The 19268-nt window shown below is 53.6% G+C and carries 14 protein-coding genes; 3 read left to right on the plus strand and 11 right to left on the minus strand.

The features are described 5' to 3' along the window. Positions 1–28 precede the first annotated feature (28 nt). The 4 genes from QEH53_RS19550 to QEH53_RS19565 form a co-directional block, all read right to left on the minus strand. Positions 29–2545 carry a TonB-dependent receptor plug domain-containing protein gene (locus QEH53_RS19550; RefSeq protein WP_309024910.1) on the minus strand — a complete coding sequence of 839 codons (2517 nt, stop codon included), beginning with the start codon at positions 2543–2545 and terminating at the stop codon, positions 29–31. Positions 2546–2725: 180 nt separating this feature from the next. Next, the gene (locus QEH53_RS19555) at positions 2726–4534 is read right to left on the minus strand and encodes an adenine deaminase C-terminal domain-containing protein (RefSeq protein WP_309024911.1); all 1809 of its coding nucleotides are present in this window, start codon (positions 4532–4534) and stop codon (positions 2726–2728) included. Between the two features lie 50 nt (positions 4535–4584). Further along, positions 4585–6135 (minus strand): hypothetical protein, encoded by a 1551-nt coding sequence (locus QEH53_RS19560; protein WP_309024912.1) that lies wholly within the window; start codon positions 6133–6135, stop codon positions 4585–4587. Further along, on the minus strand, positions 6132–7445 hold the full coding sequence (locus tag QEH53_RS19565) for an NCS2 family permease (RefSeq protein WP_309024913.1): 1314 nt from the start codon (positions 7443–7445) through the stop codon (positions 6132–6134). Before QEH53_RS19565 ends, QEH53_RS19560 begins: the two co-directional genes overlap by 4 nt. Before the next feature lie 169 nt (positions 7446–7614). Between QEH53_RS19565 and QEH53_RS19570 the strand changes: the two genes are divergently transcribed. The 3 genes from QEH53_RS19570 (at position 7615) to QEH53_RS19580 (ending at position 12583) form a co-directional block, all read left to right on the plus strand. Continuing rightward, complete coding sequence (locus QEH53_RS19570) at positions 7615–9663, plus strand: purine nucleoside permease (protein ID WP_309024914.1); 2049 nt, start codon at positions 7615–7617, stop codon at positions 9661–9663. Between the two features lie 62 nt (positions 9664–9725). Further along, complete coding sequence (locus QEH53_RS19575; RefSeq protein ID WP_309024915.1) at positions 9726–11255, plus strand: alkaline phosphatase D family protein; 1530 nt, start codon at positions 9726–9728, stop codon at positions 11253–11255. A gap of 41 nt (positions 11256–11296) precedes the next feature. After that, positions 11297–12583: an amidase gene (locus tag QEH53_RS19580; RefSeq protein ID WP_309024916.1), complete on the plus strand. Its 1287-nt coding sequence runs from the start codon at positions 11297–11299 to the stop codon at positions 12581–12583. On the opposite strand, the gene QEH53_RS19585 is transcribed toward QEH53_RS19580, so the two are convergent. Genes QEH53_RS19585 through QEH53_RS19615 form a run of 7 tightly spaced genes read right to left on the minus strand, consistent with a single transcriptional unit; the run spans position 12580 to position 18811 of the window. Beyond that, entirely contained in the window at positions 12580–13509 is a 930-nt protein-coding gene (locus tag QEH53_RS19585) for an acetamidase/formamidase family protein (RefSeq protein WP_309024917.1), read from the minus strand. The two genes, QEH53_RS19580 and QEH53_RS19585, sit on opposite strands and share 4 nt — an antisense overlap. A 13-nt stretch (positions 13510–13522) precedes the next feature. After that, positions 13523–14902, minus strand: coding sequence for a tetratricopeptide repeat protein (locus tag QEH53_RS19590; RefSeq protein ID WP_309024918.1), 1380 nt, complete (start codon positions 14900–14902; stop codon positions 13523–13525). Positions 14903–14913: 11 nt separating this feature from the next. After that, positions 14914–15600 carry a TonB family protein gene (locus tag QEH53_RS19595; protein WP_309024919.1) on the minus strand — a complete coding sequence of 229 codons (687 nt, stop codon included), beginning with the start codon at positions 15598–15600 and terminating at the stop codon, positions 14914–14916. Between the two features lie 2 nt (positions 15601–15602). Then, positions 15603–16007, minus strand: coding sequence for a biopolymer transporter ExbD (locus tag QEH53_RS19600; RefSeq protein ID WP_309024920.1), 405 nt, complete (start codon positions 16005–16007; stop codon positions 15603–15605). A 6-nt stretch (positions 16008–16013) separates the two neighbouring features. After that, on the minus strand, positions 16014–16622 hold the full coding sequence (locus QEH53_RS19605) for a MotA/TolQ/ExbB proton channel family protein (protein WP_309024921.1): 609 nt from the start codon (positions 16620–16622) through the stop codon (positions 16014–16016). 20 nt (positions 16623–16642) lie between these two features. After that, positions 16643–18025, minus strand: a complete 1383-nt coding sequence (locus tag QEH53_RS19610) for a MotA/TolQ/ExbB proton channel family protein (RefSeq protein ID WP_309024922.1) — start codon at positions 18023–18025, stop codon at positions 16643–16645. 12 nt (positions 18026–18037) lie between these two features. Next, positions 18038–18811 (minus strand): DUF3450 family protein, encoded by a 774-nt coding sequence (locus QEH53_RS19615; protein WP_309024923.1) that lies wholly within the window; start codon positions 18809–18811, stop codon positions 18038–18040. Between the last annotated feature and the right edge of the window lie 457 nt (positions 18812–19268).

Here is a 19268-nt window from a genome sequence, read left to right on the forward strand (position 1 = left end):
GCGGGACAAGTAAGCTTTAAATAGTCCTTTAGAAGGAGTATTTCGTAGAGAATTCGAAACGAGCGGGTTGACGAGGTAGCGCCGAACCGTTTCCGTAACCGGAATTGTTTACGTCCCAGTTTTCTTCGTCCGTTACATTGAAGATGGTAAACTTGAAGTCCCAATCCTCGTACTCGTAACTAAAGGTCAAGTCTGCCTCGTATTGAAAGCCCAATACGGCTGTGTTAGCCGTCAGGATATAGTCGTCGCCGCCATTGGCTCCGGTGAGATCTGGAACAGCAATCTCAAATCCTGAGTATCCAGAATAAGTGTCACCCCAACCGAGGAATCCTAAAGTGACCCCGAAACCGTTGTCCCACTTGTAACGGATCAAGCTGTTGACCAGCTTTTCAGGAATACCAGGTGCGGGCACCAATTCCGAAGGCGATTGAAAAAGTGGAGAAATGTAAATCCCGCCTGTTTCGTCAGCACGATCGATCGTATAAGGTGAAGCGAAGAATCCAGCCGTACGTTCAGCATCCATGTAGCTGAAGCCCATCGTCGCGAAAAAGTTCTTATTGGGCTGATAGTTGAACTCGATTTCGTAGGCATCGATGAAGACCTCGTCCACAGATCCGTCTTGATTACGCTCCGTGAACTCGCGGTCAACAAATGCTGCATTCAAAAAGAACTTACCGTCCGCAAATACAAACTTTCCACCCAACTCCATCAGGTCGCTCTCCTGATTGTTCCCGAAAGTATCAGGCAAAATACGGCCACCGGTATCTACGGTCATCGTCTCGCTAACATTGTATGTCGCATAGAGAGATGTGTTTTCGTTCGGTTTGAAGATACCGCTGAGATTATAGTTGTTGAGCTCGGTGCTCTCGTCAACGAGGTACCCGGATTCAACGCGGTCCGTTGCGATGGAACCATCGCCATTGAAGTCAAACGTACCTGACGCCCCGAGAACTGGATGAGCTTCCTTGGCATCAACGAAGTCTGTTGTAAAACCAGCTAGCAAGCTGAAGGTATCATTCATTTTGAGGTCGAATTGAGCAAATGGACCGTAGATGAAGTTCTCACCGTCTCCCCCCGTCACAAACGGAACAGGAGCAAATGCATCAACGCTTATGTACCATTGATCAAGCACACCTCTGGCCTCTTCGTCGAATACCCAGGCGCTTCCTGCGAAGCCTTGGTCCGGCACGCGACGCGTGTCAGGGTCTCGCGTCATATCCCAGAAGTTAACCGGCTCGTTGAGATAGTGATTGACCGACCAGATATCGTCGAAGCGCAGGCGAAGACCCGCATTTACGTCGAACGAGCCTGACTCGCCAAACTCAGTACCAAAGCGGAACTCAGTGCGGTTGTCGAAAGCGTAGTTATCGCGAAGCAGTTCGGAATAGTGGTAGGAGGAGAATGTCTGGCGATCCTTCCATGAGAAGTAGGTCTTGTTGACGATATCGAAATTCTCGAGCTTCCAAGTTTGGTCGATCCCACCCGTCAACATGCGACCGAAGGAATCATCGCCCGGTGCCGCAAGTTTCCATGAACGGTCTACAGGTACAGGATTGTTTAGGTCAGGGACAGCGATGGTAGCGAATCCAGCATCGCCGAATTGAGACGCAAAGTCTACGCCAGCGACACCCCCTCCAAAGACGTTATCTCCGTTTCCGAGCTTCGCTATGTACGCGAGGTACTCAGCGTCGGTCTGAGCGTTCGCCAGGTACTCGCCTTTGTCAAAGAGGTCTTGCGTCACACGGTTGATCCCCCAGTTTTCCGTGTAGTCAGCCTGGAAATACTCCAAGTTTGCCTCTATCGTATAGTTTTCGCTCGGCTTGTAAGTAAGCGCAACGTAGAGGGCCTGTGAATTCTGTTTCCAGAGTTCCCAATAGCCGTCCCATTCTTTGCCTTCGTACGAAATACGATAAGCCAACTTATCGCTGATCGGCTTGCTGTAGTCCAGATTCCAGGTGTACTGGTCGTAAGATCCTACGCTGAAACCGACGCTACCGCGCTCGGCGTCGAAGTAAGGCTTCTTCGTAATCAAATCAGCGTAACCGCCTAAGTAGTTGGTTGTCCCATACACGACACCCGCTGGTCCCTTAACGATGTTAACCGACTCGACTGCATTGAAGTTAACTGGAAGACCGTTGCCGTTGACCGAACCGCCCTTACGCATTCCGTTTACGAAAAGGTCCGCTTCTTGTCCACGCAGGTTTGGCGTGGAGGGAGAACCAAAGTTCGTTTTTGTATATGAGCTAGATGTTAGCTTCGAGAAGTCGCGAACGTCCTTGATCGCAATCGCGTCCAGTTGCTCGCGCGAGATGATGGTTACGTTTCTAGGCGTATCCAAAATGCTCCGCTCTGTTCCATATACCGAATTGAAAGGGCGAGAGGTTGGAAGGATATTTTCTTCGATCGGAACTTCTTCCGAAATAAAGGCATCCAACTCTTCCGGTACGTCCTGAGCGAAAAGCCCTGTACTCAAAGATCCTGCCGCTAGGAAGCAAGGGAGAACAAGGGCCGCTTTCTGTGTGATCGTTTTATTTGTACGCTGCATAAGTGATAAGGTTTCTACCCATCAGCAGGTGCCGCGCTAAAGTGCTATTATGTGAAACAATTCCCTCAATTTCACCCAGCGGATGCCGGGTGCTAGTATTCCTATATAAAACAGCGCCCTTTCGTGAGCTTCGCTGGCTAATCCAATCTTCTACTGAATTAATCCATATAGAAAAAAGCGCTAAAGTGCTTCGAACAGAGGCACGATTTCCATTTGAGGAACAAGCACGAGCCCCTTATCGGTAAGCCGAATCTCCGGTATAACCGAGAGCGGCAAGAGGTTGAACCCCATGTAGGGTAAGGTGCATCCCATTTCACTCCAAACTTTCTTCAGTCGGCTAGAATCGGCAGCGACTTCGGGAGCGCGTTTGTCGGAAAGCAAACCAGCGATCGGCAATGCCACGCTTGCCAATATCTCGTCATCACGAACGACCACCACCCCTCCGTTTAATTTTTTGATCGTTTTGGCAACCAGCTGCATGTCCGCTTCGGATGTGCCTGCCAAAACGAGGTTATGGGCGTCGTGGCCTACGCTGCTGCCTACAGCACCCCGCTTTAAGCCGAAATTTTGCAAGAGACCGTATCCCACCTCTCCGGTCTTTCCGTAGCGTTCGATAACCGATAGATAACAGAGGTCTTCTGCAGCGAGGAACTCCTCCCAATTCGTTGTTTCTGGGTCAAATACGATCTTCTGGTGCACCGTTACAATACCGGGCAACTCCGTTCTCAGAACGTTGACACGGGATTTCATAGTTGCAGGGGATGCTGCTATTTGCAGGGCGTCAGAAAAAGTGACTGTCTCGTAAGCTTTTTTCGGATACACGTACCGGTTTTCGCTCAACTGCCTATCCAGTTCCGGCGTCACCTTACCTTCTTCGACCACCAACTCGCCGCCGTACCAAGTATTTTGCACTTCGTAGTCATCGTTGAGCAATAGGATGTCTGCCCGACGTCCGCTACCCAGTGCTCCGAAGTCGCCATCCATCGCGTAGCGCGTGGCGGGGTGGAGCGACCCTAGGCTCCAAGCCTGAGCAGGACTCAAGCCTGCCACCATAGCTTGGCGCGTTACCCAATCCAAGCCGAACTCAAACAAGTCATCCGCGTCCCGGTCATCCGTGCAAACGCAAACGCGCTTGTGCGAAGCTCCCAGTTCGGTCACTGCTTTGATCGCTTCTGGTAAACTGTGCCATGGGGTGGTCGGCGGTCCGCCTCGCAAAAACACCCAGATCCCAGCCTCGAGGAAGTCGTTGGCGATATCGCGGTCGATCGCTTCATGCGTATCCGTCACACCGCTGGCCGCGTAGGCGGATACAAAATCCCGACCGTAAATGTGACCACAGACCGGTTTACCTCGTTTAAGGGCCTCGCCAATAATGGCATGCGAACGAGAATCGCCCATACAGACCGGTACGAAGTCCATTTTCTCTCCCAGAGCCACAATCTCCGGCCATTTGTCAAATAGCATCCCGGCCTTGTCCGCTGTTAAATCTCCCCCACAAGTTTCCATTTGCGCGTTGGTCGCTGGAATTGTCGAAGGCAACGTGAGGAAGATATTCAGCGGGGCTTGGCGGGCGTCTTGTAGCATCCACTCGATGCCGTCGACGTCGCTCACGTTTCCGATTTCATGACTGTCACAAAAGATGGTGGTCGTCCCGTTGAGCAAGGCACCTTCCGCATAGGCGCAAGCGGTCATCATGCTGCTCTCTATGTGGATATGCGGGTCCACCAGTCCGGGTGCGATGATCCCACTCTGAGCATCGTACAAACGGACATCGGAAAACTTGCAACTGCCGAGCGGAGCTACCGCCGCAATGCGGCCTGACTTCACCCAGACCTCTTTTTCCTCGAGAAAACGTTCCGTATACACAGAAAGGATACGCCCTCCCCTGATGATAAGGTCTGGAGCAGTGCGACCAGATGCCACGTCCGCTAGAACACGAGTGGATTGATGTAGAGGGGCGACTGAGAATCGAGTGAGCAGATTTGACATGAAAATAGCTTGGATAACGGTGTCCGAGAATAGGCGTATTAGTAAATCAATTACAGTTTAAGGCCGAGTTTTTGCTCTCCATAATCGTAAGTGATTGCCTTGCTCTCTGAAACAATGCTTTTCCAACCTCTTTTCAAGCAATCCTCAGCGAATAAATTCAAGTCTGTTTCGAGTTGTTCGAGCAAGATAGTTTTCTCGTCGTCTGCCAAGAAACTATAGCTTAGGCTGTTACGGCCAAGTTGCTCCATTTCTCCCCAGGACAAATTAAACCGCGTGACCGCCACAAAATATTCGTCTGTCATGTTGGAGTGCCACATGCCACGGTCGTCGGTATTGAGGCAGACGGGAACCCCTTGGCGCAAGTAGATTGGAAAGGGATGCTGATCAAGATCCGGTACATAGCCGAGGACTTCGTTACTGATCAAATTGATCTCGACCAGGAATTTGCCGCAACGCATGAGCTGCATCGTCGCTTCATCCTGATACAGGTTGATACCATGCCCGATACGTGTCGCCCCCAGGCGCAACGTATCGAAGATTTGGGTATCTCGTTTTTCTGCTTCCCCAGCGTGAATGGAAATCCCGATGCCGGGATATTTGCGGAGCATCTTGTCATAGACATCGGTAAAGCGAGCGGCGTAGCCACGATTATCGTCCTCTCTGCCGGCCATGTTGAGCCCAACCCAGAAGTCACGGTTGCGGTCGATGAATTCGTAGTAAGCCTCCACGCGTTGCTCGGCATTGTCTTGGAAGCGAATGACTATACCTTGAAAACGTAGCGTAACCCCGGTCGCAACCGCATCGGGTTTGGCGAGGCGATCTTTGATCGCTTGGTTCGCTTCGTCGGCCGTCAATTGCCGTCCGGTAGCATCGGACCAGCCCCAAGGTCCGGTTTGGATTTCCAGGTAGCGCACGCCTTCTGCAGCAAAGCGAATCATGTTCTCAACCATCACTTCGGTCATGATTTCGATGCTGCCCAACAGGTCGTTCAAACGCGGCCAGATGTACTCGAAAAACTCTTCTCGCCCTTCGAACTGGCGGTCGAGAACCACCGAAGAAAGCCACTCGCCCTTCTGCTCGTCGTCAAGTTCTCCGAGCTTCTTAAAATCCCCTTTCTCAGAGGAGGGCAAAGCTGCGTAAGTACGCTCGGAGATCGTTGTCCAGAACATCGAATTACGAGAGTCACGATGATAGTTAGCGGAAATCTGACCATATCCACTCACCTTATACCGCGTGTAGAAATCTTGGCCTCCGTTGCGGCTCTGGTCCGTAGCCACATCCCACCACATCTCAGGCAGAATCCCCCCACCAAAGTGATGATGAATATCCCCTCCTTTGGGCATCGCGTACAGAAAGCGGTAGAGATCCTCCGAGGTGGCTTCCCGTTTGACAGTTTCGAAGAGACGGCCAATCGGAGCCCGTTTCGGCTTTGGCATAAGGCTCTCGCTACGGTGGATGCGTTTGTCCTCGATCAGCGTGGATGGCGTGATTGGCTTTGCCTCGGAGCGGGGACCTGCGAGTCCGAAAACACCACCGGCGAGCAGGCTAGCGGTTAAGAAGTTTCTGCGGGATACGGAAGATTCGATTTCTTCGGAACTCATTTATAGATGTAGTAAACGATGAATACGAGGGTGATAATATGGCTCAACAATGGCACTGACTTCGCTCGGCCCGATAGAAGCATGATCACCGTGAACAGGGTGAGACCCAACCCAATCCCTTCGGTTATACTGAAAGTGAGCGGAATCATCAGCATCGTGATGAATGCCGGGGCAACTTCGGATAGGTCGTCGAAGTTTAACTCCTTGAGACCTTGAGCCATGAAAATGCCCACCATTACGAGGGCCGGAGCAGTCGCTGCTGCGGGGACGATCAGAATAATCGGCGTAAACAGCAGCGCTAGGAGGAAGCAAACGCCTGTCGTCGCGGAAGTCAGACCAGTGCGTCCGCCCGCTTCGATCCCCGCTGCGGATTCGATGTAGGAGGTCGTTGTCGATGTCCCTAACAAAGAACCTCCAATCGTCGCGATCGCATCTGCAGTAAGTGCCCTTCCCATCTTCGGCATGCGACCGCTTCCGTCCACAAGCTTAGCCCGGCGGGACAGGCCGACTAGCGTCCCGATACTATCGAACAGATCGAGGATAAGCAGGGTGAGCAAGACGTCCGCAATCTCTGGAAAATACTTTATTGGATACATGATATCCAAAGCAAAGATGACTTCGCCGATGCCCGAAGGCAGTGAAAAGAATCCGTCTGGCGGTGCGGTGATGGTTCCCTCTCCCGCTGGTATTACGAGGCCTACCACAGTGACAACCAGAATGGTAATGAGCAATGCTCCTGCAACGCGCTTCAGGGTGAGGAAGGTCATCAGGGCAACGCCCCCCAGGACCAGCAACGAAGCAGGTGACTTGATATCGCCGATGGTGACAAGGGTCGCGTCGTTACCTACCACAATTCCGACGCTCTTCAGCCCCAGGAATGCGATGAAGAAGCCAATGCCGACCTGTATCCCGACCTTTATTCCGTTGGGCAACGCTTCAGCAAGTCGCGTTCGCAAACCCGTGACTGAAAGCAGCAAAAAGATGACGCCGTTCCAAAAAGTGAGAGCGAGTGCGGTCTGCCATGTCAGTCCCGAGCCGATACAGATTACGAATGCGAAATAGCTGTTGGTGCCCATCCCGGGAGCCTGGGCGATAGGGAAGTTGGTTAAGCCCGCCATCAGGAAGCAACCCAATGCCGCCGCCAAAGCAGTTACAGTGATGAGCGCCGGAAAAGGCATGCCCGCAGTGCTGAGTATGGACGGGTTGACGGCCAGTATGTAGGCCATCGCAGCAAAGGTGGTGAGTCCGGCAAGTACTTCGGACTTAACGGTAACCCCAGCCTCTTTAAGTTTGAACCAACGGTCGAGCATGCGAGCGCTCCAGCAGCTTCAATGCCGATCGACTGCCCTTTGCTCAATATGGTGCACATGACGGAACCTCTGATCAAATTTCAATCGAACATGAACATTTCTCATACCTATCGCTCTGATCTTCAGAATGGAAGAGCACCTGTGGCGCAAAACCTGCCTGAGCCCTCCCATGCGCATTTCTACTTGTCTACGTCGGGGCCTGAGCCTCGCCATCGCTTCTTTAACCGTAGTAGCATCTCCCCTCCAAGCTGACGAACCGATACCGGTCAAAGTCTGCGTGCTCGCCATGTACGAGATGGGAGAAGTGACAGGCGACCGTCCCGGCGAGCTTCAGTTCTGGGTTGAACGTGAGGATTTGTCTAACGTGATGCCCTTCCCCATGGGGCAAACCGAACTGCGAATGAGCGAAGAAGGACTCCTTGTAGCTCTCACCGGAGGAGGTGTAACGCACGCTGCCACGACCCTCACCGCACTCGGACTCGATCCTCGATTCGACTTCTCGGACACCTATTGGATCGTCGCAGGCATAGCGGGTGCCGACCCCCTCGACGCTTCTTTGGGTTCGGCAGCCTGGGCTAAGTGGGTAGTTGACGCCGACCTTCTCTACGAAATAGACGCCCGCGAGATTCCCGAAGACTGGCCCTATGGACTGATTCCTCTGGGCGGCTACGAGCCCAACCAGCTCGACACCGGCTGGACTGTGGATAACATAGCCTTTCAACTGAACGAAGGCTTGGTCAATTGGGCGTATTCACTGACCAAGGACATTGAACTCGAGGATACCCCTGCCCTCAAGGAGTTCAGAGAGCAATTTACTGGCTATCCGAACGCCCAAAATCCGCCAAGGGTGATGATGGGCGATTCACTCAGCTCCTCGACCTACATCCACGGAAGGTACCTCAACACTTGGGCAAACGATTGGATGAAGCTCCACACCGGAGAGGAAGCCGAATTCGTTATGACCAACATGGAAGACAGCGGTACGTTGACCGCGCTCCGTCGTCTATCAGATGCCGGTTACGTCGACTTCGACCGCGTTCTGGTGCTGCGTACCGCAAGCAACTTCTCCATGCAACCGCCGGGCAAGGAAGCGACGTGGAGCGCTACCGCTCCCTACCCAGACCAAGGGGTCCCTGCCCTCGAGGCTGCTTACAAGGTCGGCAGCACGGTCGCCCATGAACTTATCGACAACTGGTCCGCATACAAAAACCGTATTCCGAAAGCCCAGGCTCAAAAAGAGAAGGTGAAGGCCGTAGTGGTGACGATGTTCGAAATAGGAGAAGACACCGGAGACCGTCCGGCTGAATTCCAGAACTGGGTTGAACGCTTTCCACTTGATGAGAAAATCGACTTCCCGTACGGCTACCGCGACCTGCGCTTCAATCGTGAGTCGGGCGTTCTAGGAATCGTCACTGGTATAGGCACGTTCCGCTCCGCCGCTTCGGTTATGGCCCTCGGCATGGACGATCGCTTCGACCTCACTGATGCGTACTGGCTCGTCGCAGGTATCGCAGGTGCGGATCCTAACGACATGTCCCTCGGCTCCGCGGCCTGGGCAGAATGGCTCGTAGACGGGGACCTTGCGCATGAGATCGATCCACGAGAGATTCCGGATGATTGGAAATTTGGATACACGCCTCTACGTTCAGCCGAGTACCCCTGGGGCCCCATCCCAGAGAACGATGAAGGCGTGCGTTACCGCCTTAATCCGGGCTTGGTGGACTGGGCGTTCCAATTGACCAAGGATGTCCCGATTAAGGATACCGATGCCATGAAGGCCATGCGCAAAAAATATACGGGCTATCCAAAAGCCCAGAAGCCCCCTTCCGTGATCAAAGGCGACCAACTGGCGGCTATGACATTCTGGCACGGCAAGATGATGAACGATTGGGCCAACGATTGGGTTAGCTATTGGACCGAGGGCCAAGGTAACTTCGTGACCTCTGCCATGGAAGAAACAGGCACGATGCAGTCTCTCACCTTTCTCGCTAACGCCGGAAAGGTGAATATCGATCGCGTACTCGTGCTACGCACCGCCAGCAACTTCGCGATGCAACCTCCCGGAGTAACTGCAGCCGAGAACCTCAGCGGCGAAAAGAAGGGCGGCTATTCCGCATTCGTTCCGTCACTCGACGCTGCCTACGATGTAGGGAGCACGGTGATACGCGAGCTTGTTGGAAATTGGGACCGATACCAGAGCGAGCTCCCTAAACCGTAGCGATTTGGTGACATCGGGCGAATCCTCTTCTCATCGCCCTAGTCTTTGGCATGCTGCACACCATGCTCGCTCGTACTTTCACCTGCTTCTTCCTCCTGTTCTACATCTCTGCCGTAGCAGGGCGGCCCACTTTGCTCAATGGCCCCATGCCTGGGGTCAGCACGATGGAGTCGGTCGTTATTTGGACACAGACGGACGCTCCTGCCGCGGTTCATATAGAATACTGGCCCAAGAGCGGCAATCAAGCAGACGCTATCCGCTCAAAAAGTTACGAAACGGAATCTGAGAACGCGCATGTTGCGAAAGTCGCCATCACCGAAGGACTCGTTCCGGGAGAGCGCTATTCGTATTCAGTTTTTGTCGACGGCAGAGAGCAAAAACCCGCTTTCCGATCCGAATACAAAGAGAACACTCCGATTCCCATGGAGTTCCAAGTGAAACCCCGCTGGCGTTTCGTGCCTTCTGGAGACGATCGACATTCTGTATTCGATTTTCGGATCGCAGCCGGAAGCTGTAACTATATTAACGAGGACGGATACGACCGAGAGGGACAAACGCCCTACGGAGGGCAGTACCAAATTTTCGAGTCAATCTACGAAAAGTCTCCCGATCTCATGCTTTGGCTAGGCGACAACGTCTACTACCGTGAAAACGACTTTGAGAGTCGATCCGGCATGATGCATCGCTGGACCCATGATCGCGCGATCCCCGAGCTGCGCCCCTTGCTGGCCACCGCACAGCACTTTGCCACCTGGGACGACCACGACTACGGTCCCAACGACATCGGTCGCAGCTACCCGCTCAAAGGAATCGCCAAGGAAACCTTTGACCTGTTTTGGGCAAACCCCAGCAGCGGCTTGCCAGAGACGCCGGGTATTTTCACTTTCTTCAGCTGGGGCGACGTAAATGTATTCATGCTCGATAACCGGAGCTACCTCACCACCGCCACCGCGAGCCCGGAGAAGTTCGGCAAGCCCAAGCCGATGCTGGGCGAGGCTCAAGTCGATTGGCTGATCGACCACCTCGTTTGGGCCCAAAGCCAAATGGCCGACGATAGCAAGAGCTACCCTGCCCGCTTCAATTTAATATGCGTCGGCAACCAAGTTCTCAGCGAGTCAGGAAACCTGCACGGGTATCGGAATTTCAAGGACGAATGGCAGTACCTCATCGATCGAATCGTCGAGGAAGGGATCGACGGCGTTGTTTTCCTTTCCGGCGACGTGCATTTCGGCGAGGTCAACCAGCTTAAATATACAGGCGGAGGACAACCGGGCGTACCGGGCAAAGCAGGCATCGAGGGTGAAGTCTACACGCTGCACGAATTGACGAGTTCCTCACTTACCGCCGGCTCTTGGGCTGGCAGTGAAACCAACCCGGCGCGTTTGGACATCTTCGACGAGCCGGATGTTGACCGTGTCGGCCAGCGCAACTTTTTGGTCATGGACTTCAAAGGCCCTCTAGAAGACCGCCGCATGGAGGTGCGCTACTTCGACTCGGACGGCAAATTGATCAATCGGAAGCAAGGTGGCGGTCCTGACGAGATTACCGAAGCCTCCATTTTTCGGGCAGAGGCGTTGCGGTCTCCTCGCTAAAAAATTTGGCGCTGCCCAAGCTACGGTAAAACCGTATCGATATGCTCAATAAAACGCTTTCAATTTCAGATTGGAACCAACTCTCCAGCGGCGACCCGGAGGACGCTGCAGGAATCCTGCTCGACCTCATATCGGGTATCGAACCTCAAGCACGTCGATCCGTACTTGCAGCCCTTCCAGCGCGCGTGGAACTCGCTGGCTATTTCGAACAATCGCGGAACACTTCGGGTCCACTCGCGGGTGTGCCTTTTTTCCTCAAAGATCTTTTTGACTTTCCCGGTTACCAGACCACCGCGTCCTCCACTTTTCTGCACAAGCTTAGACCTGCTGCAGCCGTGGAGTCCGCCTTCTCTCAAGCGCTTCGAGCGCGCGGTGCGGTGTTCGCAGGAAAAACGCACCTCAACGAATTCGCTTACGGGCTCTCGGGAGAAAACCGAAACTTTGGCGACTGCCCCCACCCCGTATTCTCCGACAAGTTAAGCGGCGGATCCAGCAGCGGCTCCGCCTGGTCGGTCCGAACCGGTCTGGTGCCAATCGCCACGGGAACAGATACGGGCGGCTCAATACGCGTGCCGGCTGCCTGGTGCGGAGTGTTCGGGCTCCGCCTAGCTCCTAACGAATGGTCCACAGAGGGCTGCTTCCCGCTTGCCCCGAGCTTCGATACAGCAGGCTGGTTTTGCCGTAGCGCAGAAGACATGACGACCGCCATTTCTAGTTTACTTGAGACGCAGCCATCAAACAAGCGATCCCTTCATGGCTTGAGTTTGCTCAATTCCTTTCCGGACCTCAGTCCGGAATTTCGTGCCAAATCCTTGGATACTCTTGAGCGTCTGAACGCTCAGTGCGAGGCTCAGCTTACGGAAGAATATCGGGTGGCCACTAAATCCGTAGCCGCGCACTACAGTGTGCTACAAAGCCTGGAAGCTCACGAAGTCCACAAAGACTGGCTCGACTCCGAAAAGGCGAACTACGATCCAGTCGTCTGGCAACGCATCGACCGGGCCCGACATTGGAGCCCATCGCAGGTCGATAAAGCCAACCAGTACGAATCAGCCGTGAAAAGCTTCTTCGAAACGAGCTTCGAGGAATACGATTTCGTCGCAATTCCGGCGACTCAAACGCCAGCGATATCTGCGGCCGAACACACAGACCGATTCCGTACCGACCTACTCAGCCTAACAGCACCGGGCAGTTTTGCCCGCTGCCCCATACTCACAATTCCGATACAGCTAAAAAGCGGCTTAAGCCAAGGACTGCAGATTCTCTACAAGAGAAACGAATCCGAGCTACCGCTCCGCGTCTTAGCCCAACTCCGCGCTACGAACTAGTCGAATATAGCTTCTGGCAGATAACCAGTGATCGTGGTCGTCGGCACGTTCACTAGCTGACTGACTTTCAGATCGAGTACCACTGAGCAAGTCACGTAGGCTTGCTCGCGGCTTAGGCCCAGACGGTCCATCAGGTATGCCATTGCTCGGCGAACCACTCTCTTACATGCCTCTCTGGGATTTTCGTCTGATTCGACGAATGCGTGGAATGGCTTCTTTGCGTAGCGGGGCGAGACCAGTTGACCAGGTGTCGTTATATACGGTCCAGCGAGCGGTTTATCTTTGATCAGACTTACTTTGAAGGTAGCCGTCATGGGTGCCTCCATCCCATTGATACAAACTTCGCCGTCGCCTTGGGCAGCATGACAATCTCCAGCGCAGAGCCCCGCTCCATCGACGAACACTGGCAAGTAGAGCGTGGAACCAGCCACGAGGTGCTTCACGTCCATGTTGCCGCCGAATGGACCGGGAGGACGCGTGGCGAACTCTCCGGACTCCTCGCGCTGCACGCCTATGATCCCGCAAAACGGATTGAGATCGAGCGTTAGCCCAGGCATCGAATGAGTCTGATCACCTTCGAGCTTCCAAATGTGCAGGTAAGGCTCGTCAAATTCGTAATCGAGTAAGCCAAGCCCTGGCACGATACTGGTCCAGGCCCAGCCTTCGTGCTCGTACTCGAGTATCTCGATCTTTAGTTGGTCTCCCGGTTTCGCTCCTTCAATTCCTATGGGACCGGTAAGAGCGTGAATCTTTAAGCGATCGATGGCCTTGTACTCCTCCACTGTCATATCCGGATGAACTTGAGCGTCGCTGGCGTCGTTCATGGCGATCTCTATCGTATCCCCAGATTCGATACGGAGACGCTCGAGGTAGTCCCGACTCCACCGGTTGTAAGTTAAGGAGCGATCGATGAAGTGATTTGCCATAGATAAATACGTCTTAACGCGGCTTGCTAGCAGCCTCGAGTCGAGAGATGTAATCCTCCAGATAGGCTTTGGGCTCAAGTGCATTCGCGCGACGGAGATTGGTGATGGCGGACGAATAGTCCTTCAGGGCGACCTCTAGACGAGCCAGCGAAATCAGCGCTTTCGCCTCGAAGCCCTTCACCTTGGAAGCCCGCTCGTACTGAATCATAGCGTTCTCCGTATCGTCTTTGCTCTTGTAGAGATCGCCCAGCAATAGCAGGGCTTTCCCGTTCAAAGGATCCTTCGAAACGATCTCCTCTAGAATTTTGGACGCTGCCGCGCTATCCCCTTGGGCGAGCGCTCCGCTCGCTTTCAGATTAAGCAATGCGAGCTCGTCTTTGGGCGAAAGCTTGGAGCTGTAGCCAGACTCTATTCTGGAAACTAGGTCGAGGGACTGCTGGATGGAACCTCGCTGAGCTAAGCCTTCCGCAGCAGTGAGCAGCTTTTGAGCAGGCAAGTCACCCGACTTGATCGCATCCGTGTAACGCTCCACTGCTAGATCAGCAAGGCCTTCGTTAAGGAAGATATCTCCCAAGAGCGCCAGACTGGCCGGTGAAGCCGCGCCCATGCGGGAGACCAACTCGAGGTTTGCGAGAGCTTTCTCGAAGTCGCGAGCCCCCATATAGGCGTTGGCTTGCATCATCCAGAAGTTAGCTTCGGAGGGGCGTTTCGCTATCAAGTCCGAAAGCATACCGATGGCCTCCTCGTTCATCTGCAGATCGAGCAAGGAGTTCAGCTTGCCCAATAGCCAGTCGGAACTGTCGGGTTGGAAAAGTAGTGCTTGCCGGTAGGCGTCAAGGCTGAGGGATGTATCACCTGTATTCAAAAAGCAGTAGCCCAACAGGCCGAACAGGGTCCCGTTTCCGCCACCAATTTCGATCGCTTCGATTAGCATCGGCTTGGCTTCATCGTACTTGGCCTGCTGCACAAGTGCGAATCCAATATTCTGATACGCTCGGAAAAAATTCGGAAACTTCTTGATAGCCCCGCGATAGGTCTCAATCGCCTTGTCCGTTTCACCTTGCTGCAGATAGAGGCTGCCGATGGTGTAATCGAGCGCGGCTGAAGAATCTGCGGTAAGGCCTGCCTCTAGGATACGAATTGCCTCAGATGGATCGGAGTTCATGAACTCTGCGACCTGCTGTAGCTGTTCCGATTCCTCGGACGTAATCTTTGGGTTGATCTCTAGATCGAAGCCGTAGGAACCGAGGAAACGTTTCTTGAACTCAGGGTTGCTCCAGGAGTTTTCTGTGAGCGGATAGACTCCATCAGAAGCGGCTTGCGTGAAAGGGTGCGATAAGGAAACCAGCGCAATTGCAGCGGCGACTCGGTTGCTTAATTTTGTTTTTCTCATAGGTTCGCGGCTTAAAATTTAAAACCAATCGGGAAAATGTAGCGGGCTCTCACAGGCTCTCCATTCTTGGTGGGGGCAGTCCACGTCCATTGCTCAGCAGCCTCGATAGCAGAGGCTTCCAAGGCTGACGCGCTGGATTCTACGACGCTGAGCACCGTTGTCCGGCCTTGCTCGTCAATCATCACTTCGAGTCGAACCCAACCGGAGCGACGCTCCTTCTTGAACTCGATAGGCGGCACCATTTTTACTTGTCGACGCGGGTTCGGCCTTTTGTCGAGGTCCTTGACGTCGAAAAGTTGCAAATCAGCCAAGGCGTCGGGCTGCGCATCCATTCCTCCGAAACCGAGTCCGGCAGCTTGGGCGTCTCCGATTCCTGGATTCATGGCCATTTCGAGTTGGGCCAAGTCAAGAGGCGGTGGCGGCTCCTTGAGTTCGGGCGGTGGATTCTCCTCAGGCTCCGGCTCGGGAGGCTCCTCTAGGTCAGGTGGAGCGGGCGGTGGCGGCTGGGCAATGTCGAACTCTCGATATTCGATCACGTCCTTCTTTTGCCCCGTGATGAATTGCGTCAAAGGAAGCAATGTGTAAATGGCAAACAGGCTGCATCCCGCATAGACAAGTGAACGAAGGATAGCCACTCGGAAACGAGTCGGCTTGTATCCATTTTCAAACTTCGAAACCTTTTCTACGCTACCTGACATTCTTAGTTATCAGTGGAAACGTTCACAGACTGGGCTCCAGCTAGCTTCGCCTCGTCGATGACGCGAATCAGCAGCTCCGTCGTCACGGTTTTGTCCGCTTGTATGATCACCGGCATCTTATCTTTCTGAGAAAGACGCTTCACGGTAGAGCGGACTCCCGTAGGACCGATCTCACGACCGCCGTAGACAACCTTCCCGTTTGCGGTGATAGCAATAAGGATGCTATTCTTCTCGAGGTCTTGGGCTGAGGAAGCCTGTGGCTTGTTGACCTCTACGCCAGTTTCTTCGACGAAAACAGTCGTTACGATGAAGAATATCAATAAAATGAATACCATGTCGATGAGAGGCGACATGTTGATCTCGTCTCCTCCCTCTTGTACGTCGGAAAATCTGCGTTTTATGCTCATGGGATATTAAGCTTTTATCTTTCCTTTTTCGAAGCGCTTGAGGGTCATAATCTCGACCTGCGTGCAAAAGGCGCTCATCTGGTCGCGACGGCGCTTCACGATATTTAGCATGATGTATCCAGGAATCGCTAGCACGAGTCCTGTTTGAGTGGTGATCAAGGCTTCGGAAATGCCTCCTGCCACGAGGTCGACCGTGTTGCCCGCAGCACTATTAGAGAGTCCGTAAAAGGTGTTCAACATACCGGTCACTGTGCCCAGCAGCCCCGTTAGCGGTGCCGTTCCTACCAAAATGGCGGCGAAACGGATGCGGCTGTTAATGCGCGACAGATGGGAACTTCGGATCTCTTCCATACGGTCGCGCACATCCTCCATACTATGGACTTCGTGTTGGGCGTATTGGATGATGTCGCCCAAGCGCCCCGTGGCGTCGTCCGGCTCGTCCACCCAGTGCTTCCACTCGTCGGGATTGCTGTTGTAGTAGTCGTTGAAACCAAAATACACGATAATCTCAAACAGGGCAAAGTAGATAACCATGCCGAGGATCGCCAGGGGGATCATCAAGGTGCCGCCCGCGACCCAAATTCGAAGTACCTCGTCTATCAGTTCTTGAAGCATTTATCGTTGCTGATCCCTTGTTATTTGGATGTGGCTTTTACGCCATTTACGAAGGACATGGCAGAACGCTCCATCGAAGCCATGATCGACTTGGCTCGACGCGATAGAAAGGCGTGGAAAAGCAGGGACGGGATAGCGACCACAAGACCAAATTCTGTCGTGATCAAGGCTTCCGAAATCCCCCCCGACAAGGACTTCGCGTCACCCGTACCAAAGATGGTGATGAGCTTGAAGGTGTTGATCATACCCGTGACGGTACCGAGCAGTCCGAGAAGTGGGGCTGTGGCGGCGGTAACCGCGATCACCGAAAGCAAGCGTTCGATCTTCGGCTGCGTGGCTATCATTCGCTCCAAGAGAATTTCCTCCAGAAGCTCCTTCGGTTCGTCTGCGTTTTCGACACCGACAGCCACTAGCTCGCCACTCGGACCAGGCAAGGCTCGAGCTTCGTGGAGGGCCTTGGCTTTGTTGCCAGAGCGGTAGAGCTTGATGACCGACGTCATGGAGCCACCCGGCAGGCCTTTGACAGAGGTCAGCTCGAAGAGCTTATAGATTGAAATAATAAGTGAGACGAATGCGAAACCAAGTATTGGGAAAACCCATACGCCACCTTTGAGGATGTGTTCGGCAACGCTCTCTTCGGTTGAAGCGATGGCAATTGCCTTGCCGAGAGTCGGATCGAGCGGAAGCTCCCCGCTAGAGCTCGAGGCTATGTCTACGATCGAACTCCCTGCTCCACCGACTGGAATGATCGCAGCGGCACCCGACTTGCCTGCGAGCGACAAGCCGCTCGCGCCGCTATTCGAAGCGAAATAGGCCGAGGGGCCAAAAAGAACGAATGAGCCCTGCTCTAATTCACCTTCATCCGTTACGGCAGATCCTGGAAAGACTTGTCCCCCAATGATTGATTCGATGCGGTCAACCCCCATTTCGATCACTTCCAATTGAGCGGTGATGACCTCGATTCGGTCGAGTTCTGGGTTGTCAACCGCGAGCAAGGTCGCGTCTATTTTCGGCTGGTACATTTCCAGTTCGCTGGCGTCAGCCCGAGACTCGATGTTGGAAATGTACTCCGTCATCAAGCTCACAACATAGTCGACTTCGTCCTGGCGTTGCTTGACGTTCAACTCAAGCGAGGACAGGTCGAGCGAGGTGGCGTCGCTGGCTCGTGATACCTTTTCAAATTCGTTACGCAGTTCGCTTACCTCGGCGTTCAGCGTATTCAGTTCCTTAGCGAGTGGGGCCTTTTTTTCGGAGATGTCTTGTCGGAGCGTAGAGAGCTCACCCAGCGACTCTTCGAGCGAGGCTTCTACGGAGCGGACAGCAGTGTCCAATTTCGATTGTGCGGTCAGTGCAACTACAGGAATGAGGAAAACCGCTGCGGCTGTGAATAGTGAGAGTTTCATGGTGGTGCAGTCCTATCTGATGTTGACCGGCAAACGGACGAACTCGGCCTCGGTGGTTCCTTGATAGACCGCGAACAAATCTGAAATGGCCGAGGCGCTTTCGGGAGTTTCCTTCCACTCCCAACCCGCTGTCCCCGGATATCCTACACCGGCGTACTTACCTGACTTATCCTGAAAGAAAGCTCCGCCTAGGCCAAAGTAGAGGATGTCCACTTCGGCGGGGCCGCTGTCCAGCTCCTGGATTTTGGATACGACTTGAACACCACCGTTGAACTTGTCCGCTTGGCTCAGCACTACCACAATTGTTTGCAGTCGCTGTGAAAGGGAGAGCCGCGATTCTACGTCCGCTTTCGGTATCCTGTTAAATGATATGCTAACCTCCTCTTGGAGCGGAGGAGGAAACTTGGCGTGCAAAGCTACGATCATCTGTTCGAGCTTACCGACCTGGGAACCTAGGAAATCCATGGCTTCGATAAACTCCTCACGCTGTTCGACCAAGGACGAACGCTTCTCGTCCGCCTCTGAAGTAGCGTTTTTGGCGAGCTCTATGCGCTCCACCAAGCTGGTCTTCTCCTGCTCCAGCAGGTCTAGCATGTCCGCGATGATAACGCTCTCCGCGTTCCAGTCGCTACGCTCTTCCGAAATGAGCTTCTCGACTGCAACCCATTCCGAGACCGAGCTTCTCGCCTCCTCCAAGCCAGTGTCCGCCCTAGCGTTCAGGCACGCGAGAGTGATCAGACCGATACAGGAAAAGGCCCTTAACCTTAGGGTTTTTCTATTTTGCACAGCAGCATTTAGCGAGTTCTGCGCCAAAGCCATTCCACTAATATATGAATGTTCTTCATCGAACACTTCACTTCCCATAGTGCCCGTTTAAAAGCGCAAGTGATTCAATTCGCCCATCCCTCGCCGCTCCGAGCAACCGCCCAGCCAGTCGAGGCTATCGCCCATCTCGAGCGGTTGCATCCTTAAGGTCCGCCCGTTTCCTAGGCTAGTTTGTAGTCCCTGTTCCCGGACAAAGCAGCAGCCTGGAAGTTCGAGTAAACGCTGACAGTTTCCACCTTTCAAAAAGTGGCAGCCCCACAGGGACTCGAACCCCGACTGAAGGAACCAGAAACCTTTATTTTATCTTTTTAGCAACGACTTAGGAGTGATTTGCGTGAAAATGTGTGAGATTAGAATACCTATTTGAATTGCTATTTCTAGAGCAAAATGAGCTTCACTGCAATTTTGAGGGATGATC

It is taken from the genome of Pelagicoccus sp. SDUM812002, assembly GCF_031127835.1.
In the GTDB taxonomy this organism is placed as follows: Bacteria; Verrucomicrobiota; Verrucomicrobiia; order Opitutales; family Opitutaceae; genus Pelagicoccus.